Genomic DNA, 14,970 nt, shown 5'->3' with positions numbered 1-14,970 from the left:
CGCCTACGCGCCAAATCCCCCGGTGGGGGGGTTGCGTCGGGGCCCGCCCCCTCCCCCCCCCCGGGGGCGGGGGGTTGTGTTGGCCTGCCATCCTCGACGGAGTGGGGGTCGATCGGCGCCGGCGTTGTTATTTCGGGCTCGGAGGGCGATGCCGCCCTTTGATTGAGGCCTCGTGGCGAGTTGTCGGCGGCGGCGCATTCGAGGACCGTGGTTCCCCACTCCGTCGCTGCTTCGCAGCGCCACCTCTCCCCCTCCGGAGGGAGAGGAAGGAGTCAAGGTCGGCGAACTCGCGCTCTTCCTCTCCGCCTCAGGAGCCCACAAGCGGGAGATCGTGTTATTCCAGCCCGGCGAAGCTCTCTTCTTCCTCGACCAGTTCCGTCCCGCCCAACCGGAACGGCGCAAACGAGGCGCGATGCAGCCTGGCCACCGGCCCATGCGCCTCGATCGCGGTCCGGTGCCGGACCGTCGCATAGCCCATGTGCACTTCGAAGCCGTAGCGCTCGTGATGCCCGCCGCAGCCGCACATCATGCGGTCGCGCATCACCTTGGCGACGATCGACGCGGCGGCGATCGATTGCGAGCGCTGGTCGCCCTTGATGAGCGCCCGGCCTTCACAGGCGAGACCAGGCGGGATGTCGCGGCCGTCGGCCAAGGCGAGTTTGGGCTGCAGCGAGAGGCCGGCGGCGGCGCGGCGCATCGCTTCCAGGCTGGCTTTCAGGATGTTGCTGTTGTCGATGCCTTCGGCGCTGATCGAGGCCATCGACACACTCAGCGCCGAGCAGAGAATCTTGATGAACAGCGCCTCGCGCTGCAAATGGGTGAGACGTTTGGAATCGTCGAGGCCTTCGGGAATATTGGCGGGGTTGAGCACCACGGCCGCGGCCACCACCGGCCCGGCGAGCGGGCCGCGGCCTGCCTCGTCCATGCCGGCGACCGGCCACAACCCGTCGGCCATCGCCTTCGTCTCGATCGAGAAGTCGGGCTTCTCGACCATTTCAAAGAGAAGCGGAGAATCGGAACGCGTGCGAGCCATGGTGCGGCAAGGTTCGCATCGGCTCCGATTCTCCGCAAGTCCTTCCGGGTCGGATGGGGCGTCGGACCGGGAAGGCACCGTCTCACGGCCGGGGGACAAGGGCCGGACGGGATTCTTTCGCAATTCCAGGAAAATCGCTTTGCCTGGAATTGTTTAGCGGGCCGGCCGTCATGGCCGGCGTGGTCTTCAAAGCAGCATCAATTGCTCGCCGGCACCGGAGCCTGCGACGAATTGGTCGGTGCGGAGCTGCCGCCGCTCGACGTTGACGCCGAGCCGCTTGGCGGCGATCTCGAAGCGCCGCCCGATCTGCCAGGCATAGGGACCGGCGCCCTTCATGCGCTTGCCCCATTCGGAATCGTAATCCTTGCCGTCGCGCATCGAGCGGATCAGCGACATCACATGCCGGTAACGGTCCGGATAATGGCGCAACAGCCAGTCCTTGAAGATCGGCGCCACTTCGAGCGGCAGGCGCAGGATGACGTACCCGGCTTCCCGCGCGCCGGCGGCTCGCGCCGAATCGAGGATACGCTCCATCTCCGGATCGTTGAGGCCGGGGATGATCGGCGCCACCATCACCGATGCCGGAATGCCGGCATCCGAAAGCTGCCTGATCGCCTCCAGCCGCTTCGTCGGCGTCGATGCACGCGGCTCCATGGTGCGCGCCAGCATGCGGTCGAGCGTCGTCACCGACAGCGCCACCTTGGCAAGGCCGCGCTCGGCCATGCGCGACAGGATGTCGATGTCGCGCGTCACCAGCGCCGACTTGGTGACGATGCCGACCGGATGGCCGCGCGCCTCCAGCACTTCCAGGATCTCGCGCATGATGCGGTATTGCTTCTCGATCGGCTGGTAGGGATCCGTGTTGGTGCCGATGGCGATCGTGCGCGGCTGGTAGCCGGACTTCGACAACTCCCTGTCCAGCATGCGCGCCGCATCCGGCTTGGCGAAAAGCTTCGATTCGAAATCGAGCCCCGGCGACAGGCCCATGAAGGCATGCGTCGGCCTGGCGAAGCAGTAGACGCAGCCATGCTCGCAGCCGCGATAGGGGTTGATCGAACGGTCGAAGGAAATGTCCGGCGATTCGTTGCGGGTGATGATGGTGCGCGGCTTTTCGACCTGCACCTCCGTCTTGAAGGGCGGCAGCTCTTCCAGCGAGTTCCAGCCGTCGTCGAACACATGCCGGCTGACCGGCTCGAACCGGCCGGACGGGTTGATGCCGGCCGAGCGGCCGCGATTGCGGTCGGGCCGTACGCGCATGCCGCTCTGCTCGATCATCGCGTTTGCCATTTCGGCTCTGCCAGCTCCGAAAGCGGCAATGTCGGCGCGCACGATCTGTTCCATTTTCGCCCTCTCCCAGGGACTGTCGGCAGGCTGTCGAATCGCTCTGTTCATGAAACTATTCCTATTTCACAGATGAGAACAAAGCAAGAACTTTTTCACCCCGAAAGCGTAACTGGCGAAAGGCGTGGCTTTCCGCTATTCGGCTAGGAATGCTCAGCGTTCTCATCGAAACCCGCAACGACGAAGAAGGTCTTGCCCGTACGCTGGCCTCGCTGGTCGGCGGTGCGGTCGAAGGCGTCGTGCGGGACGTGATCGTCTGTGATGCCGGCTCGACCGACCAGACGCATCGGGTGGCCGAACATGCCGGCTGCCACTATGTGGCGGGCGGGCTCGGCACTGGTATCGGCCAGGCCAAGGGCGACTGGCTGCTGCTTCTGGAACCCGGCGCCAGGCTCGCGGAAGGTTGGATCGACGAGGTCGTTGCCCACACGGCAAAGCAGACCATGCCGGCGCGCTTTTCACGCGCCCGGGCCAATCGCGCGCCTTTCCTGGCTCGCGTCTTTTCGAGCAACCGGGCACTGGCCGAAGGGCTTGTCATCAGCAAGCGCCAGGCCTCGGCTCTGGCAAAGGGCGCGCGCACCGCCGAAGCCCTGGCGCGCGGCCTGGCGACCAGAAGGCTGAACGCCGAAATCTGGGTCGCGCCGCCGAAGTGACGCGGTTCCTGCCCAGTCAGATCCCCCGAATTTCAACCGGCATCCAGGCGGCGCGGCGTCTCGCCAGGCGCTGCTCGCGCGTTTCGGCATCGTAGCGGACGGGGACGGGCTCGCGCAAGAATCGCTCGCGATCGTCGAGCGCGTTGACGATGACGATCGCCCTCGCGTCGTCGCCCTCGCCGGAAATGGCGGCGACATAGACGCCGCATTCGCGGCAGACAAGATAGTCGGCGGTGCGTAGGCCAAACCGGTAGACCTGCAGGCGCTCCTTGTCGGCGACCGAGACGACCAGCCTGCCGTTCGGATCGGCGGCCGCGCGCGAGCCGTGCCGGGTGCAGAACGAGCACTGGCAGGCGCGGATTTCTATCCCGGCCGGATCGACCGCGGTCGAGAAACTGAGGCGGATATTGCCGCAATGGCAGCCGCCGCTGTGAACGGTCATGGCGGATTGTCCCTTGTTCGCTAACACAAGCTACTTTGCCGGCGTCGGCTTCGGAATGGCGCCTCGAAGGCGCAAGCGCTGTTTTGCCTGCAAACCGGATGCCGCTCGGGTTCTTTGCCTGTGCTTTACGAAGTGGGCTTGCCGCGGCGCCGAAGATGCTCGTCCAGCCGCGGCATGATCTCGACGAAGTTGCAGGGCATGTGCCGGTAGTCGAGCTGCGCCTTGATGATCCCGTCCCAGGCGTCCTTGCAGGCGCCCGGCGAGCCCGGCAGCACGAAGACGAAAGTGGCGTTGACGACGCCGCCGGTCGCCCGGCTCTGGATCGTCGAGGTGCCGATCTTGTCATAGGAGATGCGGTGGAAGACTTCAGAAAAGCCGTCCATGCGCTTTTCGAAGATCGGCTCCAGCGCCTCCGGCGTCACGTCGCGGCCGGTGAAGCCGGTGCCGCCGGTGGTGATCACGACATCTATGTTTTCATCCTTCGACCAGCCGAGAACCTTGTCGCGGATCTTTTCGCGGTCGTCGGTGACGATGTCGCGCGCGACAAGCGTATGACCGGCTTCCGTGATGCGGTCGGCGAGCGTCTGGCCGGACTTGTCGTCGGCGAGGCTACGCGTATCGGAGACGGTCAGCACCGCGATGCGCACCGGGATGAAGGGCCGGCTCTCGTCAAGCTTCGCCATCGGCGTCTGCCTCCATGCTGCGCGTCGCGGCGACGAACCAGTCGGGATGGCGGGCGCGGATCTCGATCGCCGCGCGCTTGGCGACATTGCCGGTCTCGAACAGGCCGAAGCATGTGGCGCCGGAGCCGGACATGCGCGCGAACGCGGCGTCGGCACGCTTGAGCGCCTTGAGCGCCTCGCCGATAGCCGGCTCGATCGAACGGGCGGCAGCCTCGAGATCGTTGCGTGTCGTCTCCAGCCAGTTGCGGATGGCGTGGAAATCGAGGCGCTTCGGCAGCGGCGGCAGCGCTTCGTTGTCGCGACTGGACAGCGCCTTGAACACGTCCGGCGTCGAGACGGCGACGCCCGGATTGACCAGAACCAGGCCGAGCGCCGGAAACGCGGGCAGCGGCGACACGTCATCGCCTATGCCGCGCGCGACCAGCGGCTTGCCCTTGAGGCACATCGGCAGGTCGGCGCCGAGCGAAAGCCCGATCCGCGCCAGCGAATTGCCATCGATATCGAGCTTCCAGAGCCGGGCCAGGCCGTTGAGCGTGGCCGCCGCGTCGCTGGAACCGCCACCGATGCCCGAGGCGACCGGCAGGTTCTTCTCCAGCCTGATGGCAACCGGCGGCGTGTGCTGCGCCCCGACCTCCCGGCGCAGGGCGTCGCGTGCCTTGACCACCAGATTGTCGCTGTCTAGCGGCAGGCCAGCCGCATAGCGGCCGGACACCGAGAATTCGTCATGCTCCGCCGGCTCGATCTCGAGCCGGTCGCCGAAGCGGGTGAAGACGGCAAGGCTGTCGAGCAGGTGATAGCCGTCGGCGCGCTGTCCGGTGACATGCAGCGCCAGGTTGATCTTGGCGGGCGCAAGCCACGTCCGGACCTCGGCGCCGGGCTCAACAATGTCAGATGCTGGCGAGATGGCTTCAGTCCTTGGCGAGACGATATTCGCCGGTCTTGGGATCCTTGACCAGCGTGCCCATCGTGCCGTTCGCCGCCTGTTTCTCGGTGCGCCGGATCTTGGCCGTCACGCGTTCGGCCTCGCGCACGAAAGCGCGGTAGCCAAAGTAGGCGGCGGCGCCGACAACGGCGAAGAAAATGATCTGCGGCATCTCACAACTCCTCCCGCGCTTCTCGCGGCAAGGCCGGCCGAATGGGTCGGTCAAGCGCTCATGCTAGCCGCATTCATGGCTTTTTCAAAGCCCGAAGCGCGCCCACAGCGCGCGCTCTTCCGCCGCATCGAGGACCCCGCTGGCCGCGGCCGCAGCGATATCGGGCGCCGAAACGCGCGAGCCGAACAGGCCGAAACGGCCAAACAGACCGCGCGGCGCGGTGATCAGCTTGAGCTCAGTCTTGTCGCCGAAACGCGTCCTGAGCACGCTGCGCATGTCGCCCAGCGCATCGACAAGGCCAAGCTCGAGGCCTCGCTTGGCGGTCCAGAACAGGCCGGTGAACAGGTCCGGGTCGTCCTTCAGCTTGGTGCCGCGCCGCTCCTTGACGAGGTCGATGAAGGTCTCGTGCACTTCGAGCTGCAGCGTCTTGAGCCGCTCGACGTCTTCCTTCTTCTCCGGCTTGAACGGATCGAGCACGGCCTTGTTCTGACCGGCGGTGTGGACGCGGCGCTCGACGCCGATCTTCTTCATCAGCCCAGGGAAGCCGAAAGAGGCGGAGACCACGCCGATCGAACCGACGATCGATGACGGATCGGCGAAAATCTCGTCGCCGGCGACCGCGATCATGTAGCCGCCCGAGGCCGCCACGTCCTCGACGAAAACCAGCACCTTCTTGTTCTTTTCCGCCGCCAGGTCGCGGATGCGCTTGAAGATCAGCCGCGACTGCACCGGCGAGCCGCCCGGCGAATTGATCGAGATGGCGACGACAGGCGAATCGAAGCCGAAGGCCTTTTCGATGATACCGGCCGTCGAAGCGAGCGACAGGCTCGGCCGGAACTGGCCGCCACCGGCCATGATGGTGCCTTGCAGCCGGATGACCGGAATGGTGACGACTGTCGAGCGCCAGGATTTCGGCAGCAGGCGGTTGAAGAGGCGTTTCACGAACCAGTGTCTCCGGTCAATTTGCGGGAGAAAGTTGAGAATTCATCTTTTGCTCCCGGGCATGTAAGGAACGCGGCAGCCAACGGCAATGCCGCATCGCCAGCCCCGGATCAATCGCCGAACAGCGATGCCAGGCCATTATTGATCATTTCCGTCCGCTCCGTCGGCTCGTTTCCGGATGGCCCGTGCAAGGTGAGCGGCGGGCGGATCGACAGTTTTCCGCGCGCGCCGAGCACCGCCCTGACGACGATGCGGATCGCCGCCGCGTCCGGACGCGGGTGCACACAGAGCAGCTCGGCATCGCCGAAGCGGTCTTCGATGGCGTCGAGGATGGCGACCAGCTGCTCGGGTCGCGCAATGACGGCCAGCCCGCCGCGCGGCTTGGCGACGGCGGCAGCGCTCCTGATCCAGCGCTCGAACAGCCCATCCTCCGTCACATGCGCCTGCTTGCGCAGCGCGTCCGGCGTCGAGCGGTCTTGCGCCGCGTTGAACGGCGGGTTCATGATGACGAAATCGAATTGGTTGTCGGCAAGCCCGGCCTCGCCGCGCGCCCGGCCGGTCAGCGTCACGTCGGCCGAAAGCACCGACGCGCGGTCGCCGAGATGCGCATTGCCGGGATGCGAAAGCGTGGCGGCGGCGAACCCCGCCATTTCGGCGGAACGCTCGACGAGCACGGCCCGTGCCGCCGGACAACGCGACAGCACGGCAAGGGCGGCGGCACCGGCGCCGGCGCCGAAATCGGCAAGCCGCCCGGAAAAGCCGGACGGTACGGCCGCCGCCAGCATCATGGCGTCCATGCCGGCGCGATGACCGCCCCGGCTCGGCTGCACCAGCCAGAAGCGTCCGCGATGGAAGGCATCGATCGTGTGCGCCGGCGTATCCGGGACGGGGGCGGTGCTCGCTGCCATTATTTTTTGCGGATCTCGTTCTCGATGCCGGCATCCTTGAGGATACGCCGCGCGGCATCGACCTTTTCGGCATCGACCATCACGCGCCGGGGCAGGATGCCCAGCGAACCGTCGAGCACGCTCATATTCTGGTCGGCGACGAAACAGGCGATGCCGGCGTCGCGCATCAGCGATTCGACAAAGGAGATGACGACGGCGTCGTTGGTGCGGACAAGCTCGATCATGGAACGAAAATCGCAGGTTGCAGCGTTCCTGTAAACGTCGAGGCGAACCTGCGCGAACAACCGCGCCAATTCGCCTCTTGCCGTGCCCGGTTGCGCCGCCCTAGAGTCAGCGCGGGACTAGTGCATGTCGCCCGGAAGTGCGCAGTGGTTTTGGGACAACGACATGCATCAAAACAATGACTTGAAGCGCGTCGCCTGAATTCGTTTCAGCGCGAGGCACTTCAAGGCTGCCGTCGTACGCGTCAATGACACGGGAGTTGTCGTGGTGGGTGTCGTTCTCAACATCGAAGGCAAGCGGGAACCCGCTTCCATCAAGGATCTGATCGATCTGACGGCAGCCGACATGGGGCGCGTCAACGAGCTGATCCTGTCCAAGGCGGGCTCCGACGTCGAGATGATCCCGGAGATCGCCAACCACCTGATCTCTTCCGGCGGCAAGCGGCTGCGGCCCATGCTCACGCTCGCCGCCGCGCAGATGTTCGGCTATTCCGGCGAAGGCCATGTCAAGCTCGCCACCGCGGTCGAGTTCATGCATACGGCGACGCTCCTGCATGACGACGTGGTCGACGAGAGCGCGTTGCGCCGCGGCAAGAAGACGGCGCGCATGATCTGGGGCAACCAGGCGAGCGTGCTGGTCGGCGATTTCCTGCTTGGCCAGGCTTTTCGCATGATGGTCGAGGTTGGTTCGCTGGAAGCGTTGGACATCCTGTCGAGCGCTGCCTCCATCATCGCCGAAGGCGAGGTGATGCAGCTTGCCGCGGCCAAGAACCTCGAGACCACCGAGGACGAGCATTTCGCCGTCATCAAGGCCAAGACCGCGGCGCTGTTCTCGGCCGCCGCCGAAGTCGGACCGGTCATCGCCCAGGCCTCGCGCACTGACCGCGCGGCGCTGCGCTCCTACGGCATGAATCTCGGCCTTGCCTTCCAGCTCATCGACGATGCGCTGGATTATGGCGGCTCGAGCAAGGATCTCGGCAAGAATGTCGGCGACGATTTCCGTGAGGGCAAGGTGACGCTGCCGGTGATCCTCGCCTACCGGCGCGGCACCAAGGCCGAGCGCACCTTCTGGAAGCGCGCCATCGAGGACAATGTCACCGACGATGCCGGGCTGGAAAAGGCGATCGGCCTGATGGCCCGCCACGGCGCGATCGCCGATACGATCGGCCGCGCCCGACATTTCGGCGAGATCGCCCGCGATGCGCTGGCGCCGCTGGAGGCGACGCCGCAGAAGTCGGCCTTGATCGACGTCATCGATTTCTGCATCAGCCGCGTCAACTGAGCCTGCCGGCCGAGCGCAATTCCAGGAAAAGTGTATCGCGGTTTTCTGTCCGGAATTGCGCAAAACAAGTGCCTGGCATCCGCCCGGGCAGGGTGCCTGTGAATCCCGGTCCGGCCGTCTCGACAAACGGTGGCCGGGCGAATTATCTATAAAATATGGCCAGCACCGAAGACACGATCGCCGTTCGCATCAGCAAGGAATTGGCGGACCGCATCATTTCCGGCGCCATCGAGCCCGGCTCGCGGCTGCGCCAGGACCATGTCGCCGAGGAATTCAACACCAGCCATGTCCCGGTGCGCGAGGCCTTCCGCCGCCTCGAGGCGCAAGGCCTGGCGATCAGCGAGCCCCGCCGCGGCGTGCGCGTCGCCTCCTTCGATCTCGGCGAGGTCAGGGAGGTGGCCGAGATGCGGGCCGCGCTGGAAGTGCTGGCGCTGCGCCACGCCGCGCCGCATCTGACAGCGTCGATCCTCGACCAGGCCGAGGAGGCGACCAAGGCCGGCGACAAATCCCGCGACGTGCGCTCCTGGGAGGAAGCCAACCGCACCTTCCATCGGCTGATTCTGGCGCCGTGCAACATGCCGCGCCTGCTCGCCACCATCGACGACCTGCACGCGGCGAGCGCCCGCTTCCTGTTCGCGGCCTGGCGCTCGGAATGGGAGACCCGCACCGACCAGGATCACCGGGCGATCCTGAGCGCGCTCAGGCAAGGCAACGCCGAATCGGCCGCCGCGACGCTCGGCCGCCACGTGCAATGGATCGGCCAGAAGCCGGTCAAAACCGCCTCCGGCAGAACCCGCGACGCCTTCGCCATCGTCGGGTGATGTTGGCTCGACCTCTACGCGATCGTCATTCCAGGGCGGAGCAAGGAGCGAAGCGACGCGCGCAGACCCTGGAATCCATGCCGTGACCTTGGTCAAAGGATGCAGCGGAGCAGAATTCTGCACCGCTGGTGGCGCTCGGGCGCAACGGCATGGATTCTATGGTCTTCGCCGCGTCGCTTCGCTCCTTACTTCGCCATAGAATGACGATTCCCGACTTCTCCCAGGGGCTCTGCCCTTGCCATCCTCGCGAAAATATGGATTCGATAATAGATCGAACCAGAAAATTATCTATAATTTACGCCAGCCAAGGAAGACACCGTGACCAACGCAGCAGCTTCGACCTACAAGCCCTCCTTCAGCCCGCTTCGGCTGCACAGCCGTCCGCTCGCCTGGCAGATTGGCGCAGTCGTTCTCGGCTCGCTGTTCCTCGCGCTGTCCTCCTACATCGAGGTGCCGATGGTGCCGGTTCCGGTGACCATGCAGACTTTCGCCGTCACGCTGGTCGGCGCCCTTTACGGCTGGCGCTTCGGCGCGTTCACCATCGCCGCCTGGCTGGTTGAAGGCGCGGCAGGGTTTCCAGTGCTGGCGGGCGGGGCGGCCGGCCTGCAGCATTTCGTCGGCCCGACCGGCGGCTATCTCTTCGCCTTCCCGGTCGTCGGCGCCGTTGTCGGCTGGCTGGCCGAACGTGGCTGGAACGGCAAACGCGTCATGCTTGCCTTCGCCGCCATGCTCATCGGCAACCTGCTTTGCCTGGTTCTGGGCACGGCTTGGCTCGCGGTCATGATCGGCGTCGAAAAGGCCATCACCTTCGGCTTCCTGCCCTTCATCGTCGGCGGCCTGCTCAAGTCGGCGCTGGGCGCGGCGACGCTGAAGCTGTTTTCGGGCAACCGGCCGGCCGATCACCGGTAAAGCTATCAGATAGACCGATCCTCGACGCCAGATGACCGTCAGGCTGCGCGCCCATCATCTGCTTTGCCTGCTGACCTATGTCGGCAAAGGCTACTCGCCGGCCTTCACCGCCAACTACGACGTTGTGGTGGAGCGCCTGGCGGGGGGCGAGGATATCCTGATCGTTTCCGGTCCGGACGATATCTGCGCGCCGCTGCTGGACGGGCCGGAGCCGCACTGCCTGGGCGAAAGCGCTACAGGGCGCGACAACCTTGCGGCGCAGGATGTCGCTGACCTTCTGGGCCGGCCGCTCCAGGCCGGCGCCCGGCTCGAACTGGATGCTCCGGTCTTGGCGCGGATGCGCAAGGCGTTTTCTTCCGGCCTGACGCGCAAGGCCTGTCCAAGCTGCGAGTGGTTCGAGCTGTGCGGGAAAGTCGCGGCGGACGGCTTTCGCGGGACACGCCTTTAGAGCAATTCCAGGAAAAGTGTGAAACGGTTTTCCGTCCGGAATTGCGTACAACAAATAGAGCAATTCCAGGAAAAGTGCGTCGCGGTTTTTCCGTCAGGAATTGCGTACAACAAAACCCGCTTATACCTGCTTTAGTCGATATTCAGCGGTCGAACGGCATATTTTCTCCGCTCGCCATCGTTTGTTAAGCGGGATGATTGGATTGTGATTCGCTTGCGGATTGAAGCCTGACCCCAAAAAGGCCATGCTTTGTAGGGAAAAGTTCGAGTCTAAGGGCGGCCTGCCAAGGGCGGGATCGCGTCTGGCTGAAAGGGATACGATGCGGCAAGGACGTGCGCGCTGGCTGACGAGGCTGGCATTTTTGACCGGAGTGGCGCTTTGGGTGCTGCCGGTCCAGGCCAAGGAAGGACCGCTCCAGATCACGTCTTTCTCGGGCGCCTATCTTGCGGCCCATATCGCCGAAAGCGACAACGACCTCGACGATGCGATCGCCTATTACAAGCAGGCGCTGGCCTTCGCTCCGAACGACAACGAGCTGCAGCAGAGCCTGATGCTGGCGCTGGTCGCGCAAGGCCGTTTCGAGGAATCGCTGGTCTATGCCGACAAGCTGAAGGAAGTGCCCGATGTCGAGCGCTTCTCGCGCTTGGCGCTGGCCATCGATTCCTTCCACAAGAAGGACTACGCCAAGGCGCAGTACTGGCTGAAGCTCTCGCTCGAATCCGATCTCGACCGGCTGCTCTCCGGCGTCATGGACGGCTGGGCCAAGGAGGGCGCCGGCAACGCGTCCGAGGCGATGGATTCCATCGACAAGTTGCAGGGCCCGGATTGGTTTGGCCTGTTCAAATCGTTCCATCGCGCGCTGATCGCCGACGCCGCCGGCTTGAACGACAAGGCCGATGAGATCTACGCCGCCACCATGGCCGATACCACGGCCGGCGGCTCCGCGCCCGAAACGTGGATGCGCAATGCCCAGGCCTATGCCTCGTTCCTGGCCCGCAAGGGCGACAAGTCGAAGGCGCTGGCGGTGTTGAACCAGGCCGAAGCCTTCGCGCCGGGCAAGCTCGAAATCACCACGCTGCGCGACCGCATCGCCAAGGGCGACAAGATCGAGCCGCTGGTCGCCGGCCCGGCCGACGGGGCATCCGAAATCCTGCTTGACCTTGCCACGGCGCTCAACCGCGGCGGCGGCGAGCCTTTCGTGCGGCTTTACCTGCAATACGCGTTGGCGCTGAAGCCGGACAGCGACGCAGCGCTTGTGCAGCTTGCCGCTGTCGCCGAGCAACTCAAGGACGGCGAAGGCGCCATCGCGCTCTACCGCCGCATTCCGGCGTCCTCGCCGCTGAAGGAGCTGTCCGACCTGCAGCTCGGCCTCAACCTGGCCGATCTCGACAAGCATGACGAGGCGATCACCCATCTCAAGGCCTATATCGACAAGCACCCTGACGACATGCGCGCCTATCTGGCGCTTGGCGGCGTCTATGGCTCGAAGGAAGATTTCCGCTCGGCCGCCAATCTCTACGACAAGGCCGTCGAGCAGTTGAAGTCGCCGACCGCCGCCAACTGGAACATCTTCTACCAGCGCGGCATCGCCTATGAGCGGCTGAAGGAATGGCCGAAGGCGGAACCCAATTTCCGCAAGGCGCTGGAGCTGCAGCCCGACCAGCCGCAGGTCATGAACTATCTCGGCTATTCCTGGGTCGACATGAACATGAACCTCAAGGACGGCCTGGCGATGATCCAGAAGGCCGTCGATCTGCGGCCGAACGACGGCTACATCGTCGATTCGCTGGGCTGGGCCTATTACCGCATGGGCCGCTTCGACGACGCCGTGCGCGAGATGGAGCGCGCCGTGTCGCTGAAGCCGGAGGATCCGGTCCTCAACGACCATCTCGGCGATGCCTACTGGCGCGTCGGCCGCAAGCTCGAAGCCACCTATCAGTGGACGCAGGCGCGCGACCTGAAGCCCGATCCGGACGTGCTCGCCACCCTGCAGCAGAAGCTGCTCAAGGGCCTGCCGCCGATCGAATCCAACACCGCGCAGGAAACCCCGAAGGTGAAGCCGGAGCCGGCGCCTGTGCCGAAAGGCTGAGCCCTTCCGCCAACATTCAAGAAAGCGGGGCTCGTCGAGCCCCGTTTTCGTTTCAGCCTGGCCACCCGTCGCCATCCTTGGCGAAGCGTGCAGCGTAGACCCAGGGATCCATGTACGGCGCGCTGCCTTGACGCTCGCCGGCCCGGCAACTAGGGAAAGCTTCGTTCCGCGCTTTCCGAGGCCGCCGTGACCATCGAGATTCCTGCCCATATGCATCCCAGCCGCTCCTTCCAGGGGCTGATCCTGACCTTGCACAATTACTGGGCGGATTATGGCTGCCTCATCCTGCAGCCCTACGACATGGAAGTCGGCGCCGGCACCTTCCATCCGGCAACCACCCTGCGCGCGCTGGGCCCTTTGCGCTGGAAGGCGGCCTATGTGCAGCCCTCGCGCCGGCCGAAGGACGGCCGCTACGGCGAGAATCCGAACCGCCTGCAGCATTATTACCAGTACCAGGTGATCCTGAAGCCCAATCCGCCGAACCTGCAGGAGCTCTATCTCGGCTCGCTCGAGGCGATCGGCGTCGATCCGCTGCTGCATGACATCCGTTTCGTCGAGGACGACTGGGAAAGCCCGACGCTGGGCGCCTGGGGGCTGGGGTGGGAGTGCTGGTGCGACGGCATGGAAGTCTCGCAGTTCACCTATTTCCAGCAGGTCTGCGGCATCGAATGCGCGCCGGTGGCGGGCGAGCTGACCTATGGGCTTGAGCGGCTCGCCATGTATGTGCAGGGCGTCGACAACGTCTACGACCTCAACTTCAACGGCCGCGAGGGCGCCGAGAAGGTCACCTATGGCGACGTCTTCCTGCAGGCCGAGCAGGAATATTCGCGCCACAATTTCGAATTCGCCAACACCTCGATGCTGCTGCGGCATTTCGAGGACGCCGAGGCCGAGTGCAAGGCGCTGCTCGATGCCGGCACGCCCAAGCCAAGTGACAATCTGGCGATGCACCGCATGGTCTTTCCCGCCTACGACCAGTGCATCAAGGCAAGCCATGTCTTCAACCTGCTCGACGCGCGCGGCGTGATCTCGGTCACCGAGCGCCAGAGCTACATCCTGCGCGTGCGCAATCTGGCCAAGGCCTGCGGTGAAGCGTTCCTGAAGACGCGGGCCGGCGGGTTGGTGGCGGCTTAACTCAATACGGCTTTGTGGTCTCGGCCTCGGCTGTGACCGGCAACGCGATCTGGGGCGTCGCGCCATCGATCGTGCGAATGGCCTGCCTGACGCCCGGCATCGTGATCGCGCCATGCGCCTGGGCGGCGAAGCAGGCGCTGAGCGCCAGGATCTGCAGGGTTCTCGATGCCGTTTTCATCGTCGTTCAGCCAATAGTTCTCTGCCTGAGCGTGTGTCGCTTCAGCGCAGCGTTCGGTTCATGGGAAGTTCTGCTCCAAGGACGGGCGAACCCGCGCCGTCCCGACAGTCGGCTGAGAAATTTCCAGAAGGCGATCGAAGCGCGATCTGCCAGCGGGGTGACAGCGGCCGGCCGAGTTGCTATGCGCTCCTACCTCCCCCTTGATGGGGGAGGTCGCCGCGAAGCGGCGGGTGGGGGTGACTGGCGCTTCCCTATGCCAAGACTTGATCGTTTCAAGCTGCAGTCCGCACGAAGGCTCCGCGCCTCGATGACGGATGAAGAACGGCTGCTATGGCGGCACCTCTGGCGCATCCCGGTCGAAGGGACGCACTTCCGCCGACAGGCGTCAGTCGGTGCCTATTATCCCGACTTCATGTCACATCGGCTGAAGCTGATCATCGAGGTGGACGGCTCCCACCACGGCGCAGATCATCAACTGCGCCATGATGAAGTTCGGACACGGTGGTTCGAAAGCCAGGGCTATCGCGTCGTCCGCTTCTGGAACCATGAGATAAAAAACGAACTGGATTCCGTGCTCGATACAATCTATGCGGCGGTGGAAGAACGGAAATCACACCTGCATCTGCGCGATGGTGCCGAAGGTATTGGCGGCTGAGAGGCCGCCCCCCCCCCCCCGGGGGGGGCGCCCCCCCCCCCCCGCGGGCGGGGGGGGGGTGGGGGGGGTTTTGGTGGAGGACCCGGTAAAAAAAGACACTACGGAATACCACACCCCCAAGATCCCAACCCTGCGCG

The 14,970-nt window shown here is 64.9% G+C and carries 18 protein-coding genes; 8 read left to right on the top strand and 10 right to left on the bottom strand.

Annotation, left to right across the window (positions count from 1 at the left end; genetic code table 11):
* Window positions 1-334: 334 nt before the first annotated feature.
* Window positions 335-1,033, bottom strand: coding sequence for a ribonuclease HII (locus AC0L2L_RS08725; protein ID WP_473577568.1), 699 nt, complete (start codon window positions 1,031-1,033; stop codon window positions 335-337).
* A 186-nt stretch (window positions 1,034-1,219) separates the two neighbouring features.
* Window positions 1,220-2,374, bottom strand: coding sequence for a PA0069 family radical SAM protein (locus AC0L2L_RS08720; protein WP_473577567.1), 1,155 nt, complete (start codon window positions 2,372-2,374; stop codon window positions 1,220-1,222).
* 149 nt (window positions 2,375-2,523) lie between these two features.
* Between AC0L2L_RS08720 and AC0L2L_RS08715 the strand changes: the two genes are divergently transcribed.
* Window positions 2,524-3,027, top strand: coding sequence for a glycosyltransferase (locus AC0L2L_RS08715; RefSeq protein ID WP_473577565.1), 504 nt, complete (start codon window positions 2,524-2,526; stop codon window positions 3,025-3,027).
* Window positions 3,028-3,043: 16 nt separating this feature from the next.
* Here AC0L2L_RS08715 and AC0L2L_RS08710 read toward each other — a convergent pair whose 3' ends face one another.
* The 7 genes from AC0L2L_RS08710 to AC0L2L_RS08680 form a co-directional block, all read right to left on the bottom strand.
* A complete protein-coding gene (locus tag AC0L2L_RS08710; RefSeq protein WP_473577564.1) occupies window positions 3,044-3,469 on the bottom strand; it encodes a GFA family protein in 426 nt (141 codons plus the stop codon).
* 125 nt (window positions 3,470-3,594) lie between these two features.
* Window positions 3,595-4,152, bottom strand: coding sequence for a molybdenum cofactor biosynthesis protein B (gene moaB / locus AC0L2L_RS08705; protein WP_473577562.1), 558 nt, complete (start codon window positions 4,150-4,152; stop codon window positions 3,595-3,597).
* The gene (locus tag AC0L2L_RS08700) at window positions 4,139-5,038 is read right to left on the bottom strand and encodes a 4-(cytidine 5'-diphospho)-2-C-methyl-D-erythritol kinase (protein WP_473577976.1); all 900 of its coding nucleotides are present in this window, start codon (window positions 5,036-5,038) and stop codon (window positions 4,139-4,141) included. The genes moaB and AC0L2L_RS08700 overlap by 14 nt, the downstream gene beginning before the upstream one ends.
* Window positions 5,039-5,060: 22 nt before the next feature.
* On the bottom strand, window positions 5,061-5,246 hold the full coding sequence (locus AC0L2L_RS08695; RefSeq protein ID WP_027164591.1) for a membrane protein: 186 nt from the start codon (window positions 5,244-5,246) through the stop codon (window positions 5,061-5,063).
* 84 nt (window positions 5,247-5,330) lie between these two features.
* On the bottom strand, window positions 5,331-6,188 hold the full coding sequence (locus AC0L2L_RS08690) for a S49 family peptidase (protein WP_473577560.1): 858 nt from the start codon (window positions 6,186-6,188) through the stop codon (window positions 5,331-5,333).
* Between the two features lie 110 nt (window positions 6,189-6,298).
* Window positions 6,299-7,096, bottom strand: coding sequence for a tRNA1(Val) (adenine(37)-N6)-methyltransferase (locus AC0L2L_RS08685; RefSeq protein ID WP_473577559.1), 798 nt, complete (start codon window positions 7,094-7,096; stop codon window positions 6,299-6,301).
* Window positions 7,096-7,320, bottom strand: a complete 225-nt coding sequence (locus AC0L2L_RS08680; protein ID WP_027164594.1) for a putative signal transducing protein — start codon at window positions 7,318-7,320, stop codon at window positions 7,096-7,098. The genes AC0L2L_RS08685 and AC0L2L_RS08680 overlap by 1 nt, the downstream gene beginning before the upstream one ends.
* Before the next feature lie 265 nt (window positions 7,321-7,585).
* Between AC0L2L_RS08680 and AC0L2L_RS08675 the strand changes: the two genes are divergently transcribed.
* The 6 genes from AC0L2L_RS08675 to AC0L2L_RS08650 all read left to right on the top strand — a co-directional run bounded on the left by AC0L2L_RS08675 (window position 7,586) and on the right by AC0L2L_RS08650 (window position 14,000).
* On the top strand, window positions 7,586-8,599 hold the full coding sequence (locus AC0L2L_RS08675; protein ID WP_473577974.1) for a polyprenyl synthetase family protein: 1,014 nt from the start codon (window positions 7,586-7,588) through the stop codon (window positions 8,597-8,599).
* A gap of 155 nt (window positions 8,600-8,754) precedes the next feature.
* Window positions 8,755-9,420 (top strand): GntR family transcriptional regulator, encoded by a 666-nt coding sequence (locus tag AC0L2L_RS08670; RefSeq protein WP_473577558.1) that lies wholly within the window; start codon window positions 8,755-8,757, stop codon window positions 9,418-9,420.
* Between the two features lie 318 nt (window positions 9,421-9,738).
* On the top strand, window positions 9,739-10,329 hold the full coding sequence (locus AC0L2L_RS08665) for a biotin transporter BioY (RefSeq protein ID WP_473577556.1): 591 nt from the start codon (window positions 9,739-9,741) through the stop codon (window positions 10,327-10,329).
* 31 nt (window positions 10,330-10,360) lie between these two features.
* Window positions 10,361-10,777, top strand: coding sequence for a DUF1284 domain-containing protein (locus AC0L2L_RS08660; protein ID WP_473577555.1), 417 nt, complete (start codon window positions 10,361-10,363; stop codon window positions 10,775-10,777).
* 319 nt (window positions 10,778-11,096) lie between these two features.
* A complete protein-coding gene (locus AC0L2L_RS08655; protein WP_473577554.1) occupies window positions 11,097-12,866 on the top strand; it encodes a tetratricopeptide repeat protein in 1,770 nt (589 codons plus the stop codon).
* Between the two features lie 210 nt (window positions 12,867-13,076).
* Window positions 13,077-14,000, top strand: coding sequence for a glycine--tRNA ligase subunit alpha (locus AC0L2L_RS08650; RefSeq protein ID WP_473577972.1), 924 nt, complete (start codon window positions 13,077-13,079; stop codon window positions 13,998-14,000).
* Window position 14,001: 1 nt separating this feature from the next.
* Here the strand turns inward: AC0L2L_RS08650 and AC0L2L_RS08645 are convergent, their stop codons facing one another.
* Window positions 14,002-14,178: a hypothetical protein gene (locus AC0L2L_RS08645; protein ID WP_473577552.1), complete on the bottom strand. Its 177-nt coding sequence runs from the start codon at window positions 14,176-14,178 to the stop codon at window positions 14,002-14,004.
* 181 nt (window positions 14,179-14,359) lie between these two features.
* On the opposite strand from AC0L2L_RS08645, the gene AC0L2L_RS08640 reads away from it, so the two are divergent.
* Complete coding sequence (locus AC0L2L_RS08640; protein ID WP_473577551.1) at window positions 14,360-14,833, top strand: endonuclease domain-containing protein; 474 nt, start codon at window positions 14,360-14,362, stop codon at window positions 14,831-14,833.
* Window positions 14,834-14,970 lie beyond the last annotated feature (137 nt).

It is taken from the genome of Mesorhizobium sp. WSM4832, from assembly GCF_055811115.1.
This window is presented reverse-complemented; position numbering and strand designations above follow the sequence as displayed.

Bases quoted from the DNA above. Each gene is read 5' to 3' on its own strand.
- AC0L2L_RS08725 (WP_473577568.1), bottom strand. From the start codon at position 1,033: ATGGCTCGCACGCGTTCCGATTCTCCGCTTCTCTTTGAAATGGTCGAG.
- AC0L2L_RS08720 (WP_473577567.1), bottom strand. From the start codon at position 2,374: ATGGAACAGATCGTGCGCGCCGACATTGCCGCTTTCGGAGCTGGCAGA.
- AC0L2L_RS08715 (WP_473577565.1), top strand. From the start codon at position 2,524: ATGCTCAGCGTTCTCATCGAAACCCGCAACGACGAAGAAGGTCTTGCC.
- AC0L2L_RS08710 (WP_473577564.1), bottom strand. From the start codon at position 3,469: ATGACCGTTCACAGCGGCGGCTGCCATTGCGGCAATATCCGCCTCAGT.
- moaB (WP_473577562.1), bottom strand. From the start codon at position 4,152: ATGGCGAAGCTTGACGAGAGCCGGCCCTTCATCCCGGTGCGCATCGCG.
- AC0L2L_RS08695 (WP_027164591.1), bottom strand. From the start codon at position 5,246: ATGCCGCAGATCATTTTCTTCGCCGTTGTCGGCGCCGCCGCCTACTTT.
- AC0L2L_RS08685 (WP_473577559.1), bottom strand. From the start codon at position 7,096: ATGGCAGCGAGCACCGCCCCCGTCCCGGATACGCCGGCGCACACGATC.
- AC0L2L_RS08680 (WP_027164594.1), bottom strand. From the start codon at position 7,320: ATGATCGAGCTTGTCCGCACCAACGACGCCGTCGTCATCTCCTTTGTC.
- AC0L2L_RS08670 (WP_473577558.1), top strand. From the start codon at position 8,755: ATGGCCAGCACCGAAGACACGATCGCCGTTCGCATCAGCAAGGAATTG.
- AC0L2L_RS08660 (WP_473577555.1), top strand. From the start codon at position 10,361: ATGACCGTCAGGCTGCGCGCCCATCATCTGCTTTGCCTGCTGACCTAT.
- AC0L2L_RS08655 (WP_473577554.1), top strand. From the start codon at position 11,097: ATGCGGCAAGGACGTGCGCGCTGGCTGACGAGGCTGGCATTTTTGACC.
- AC0L2L_RS08650 (WP_473577972.1), top strand. From the start codon at position 13,077: ATGCATCCCAGCCGCTCCTTCCAGGGGCTGATCCTGACCTTGCACAAT.
- AC0L2L_RS08645 (WP_473577552.1), bottom strand. From the start codon at position 14,178: ATGAAAACGGCATCGAGAACCCTGCAGATCCTGGCGCTCAGCGCCTGC.
- AC0L2L_RS08640 (WP_473577551.1), top strand. From the start codon at position 14,360: ATGCGCTCCTACCTCCCCCTTGATGGGGGAGGTCGCCGCGAAGCGGCG.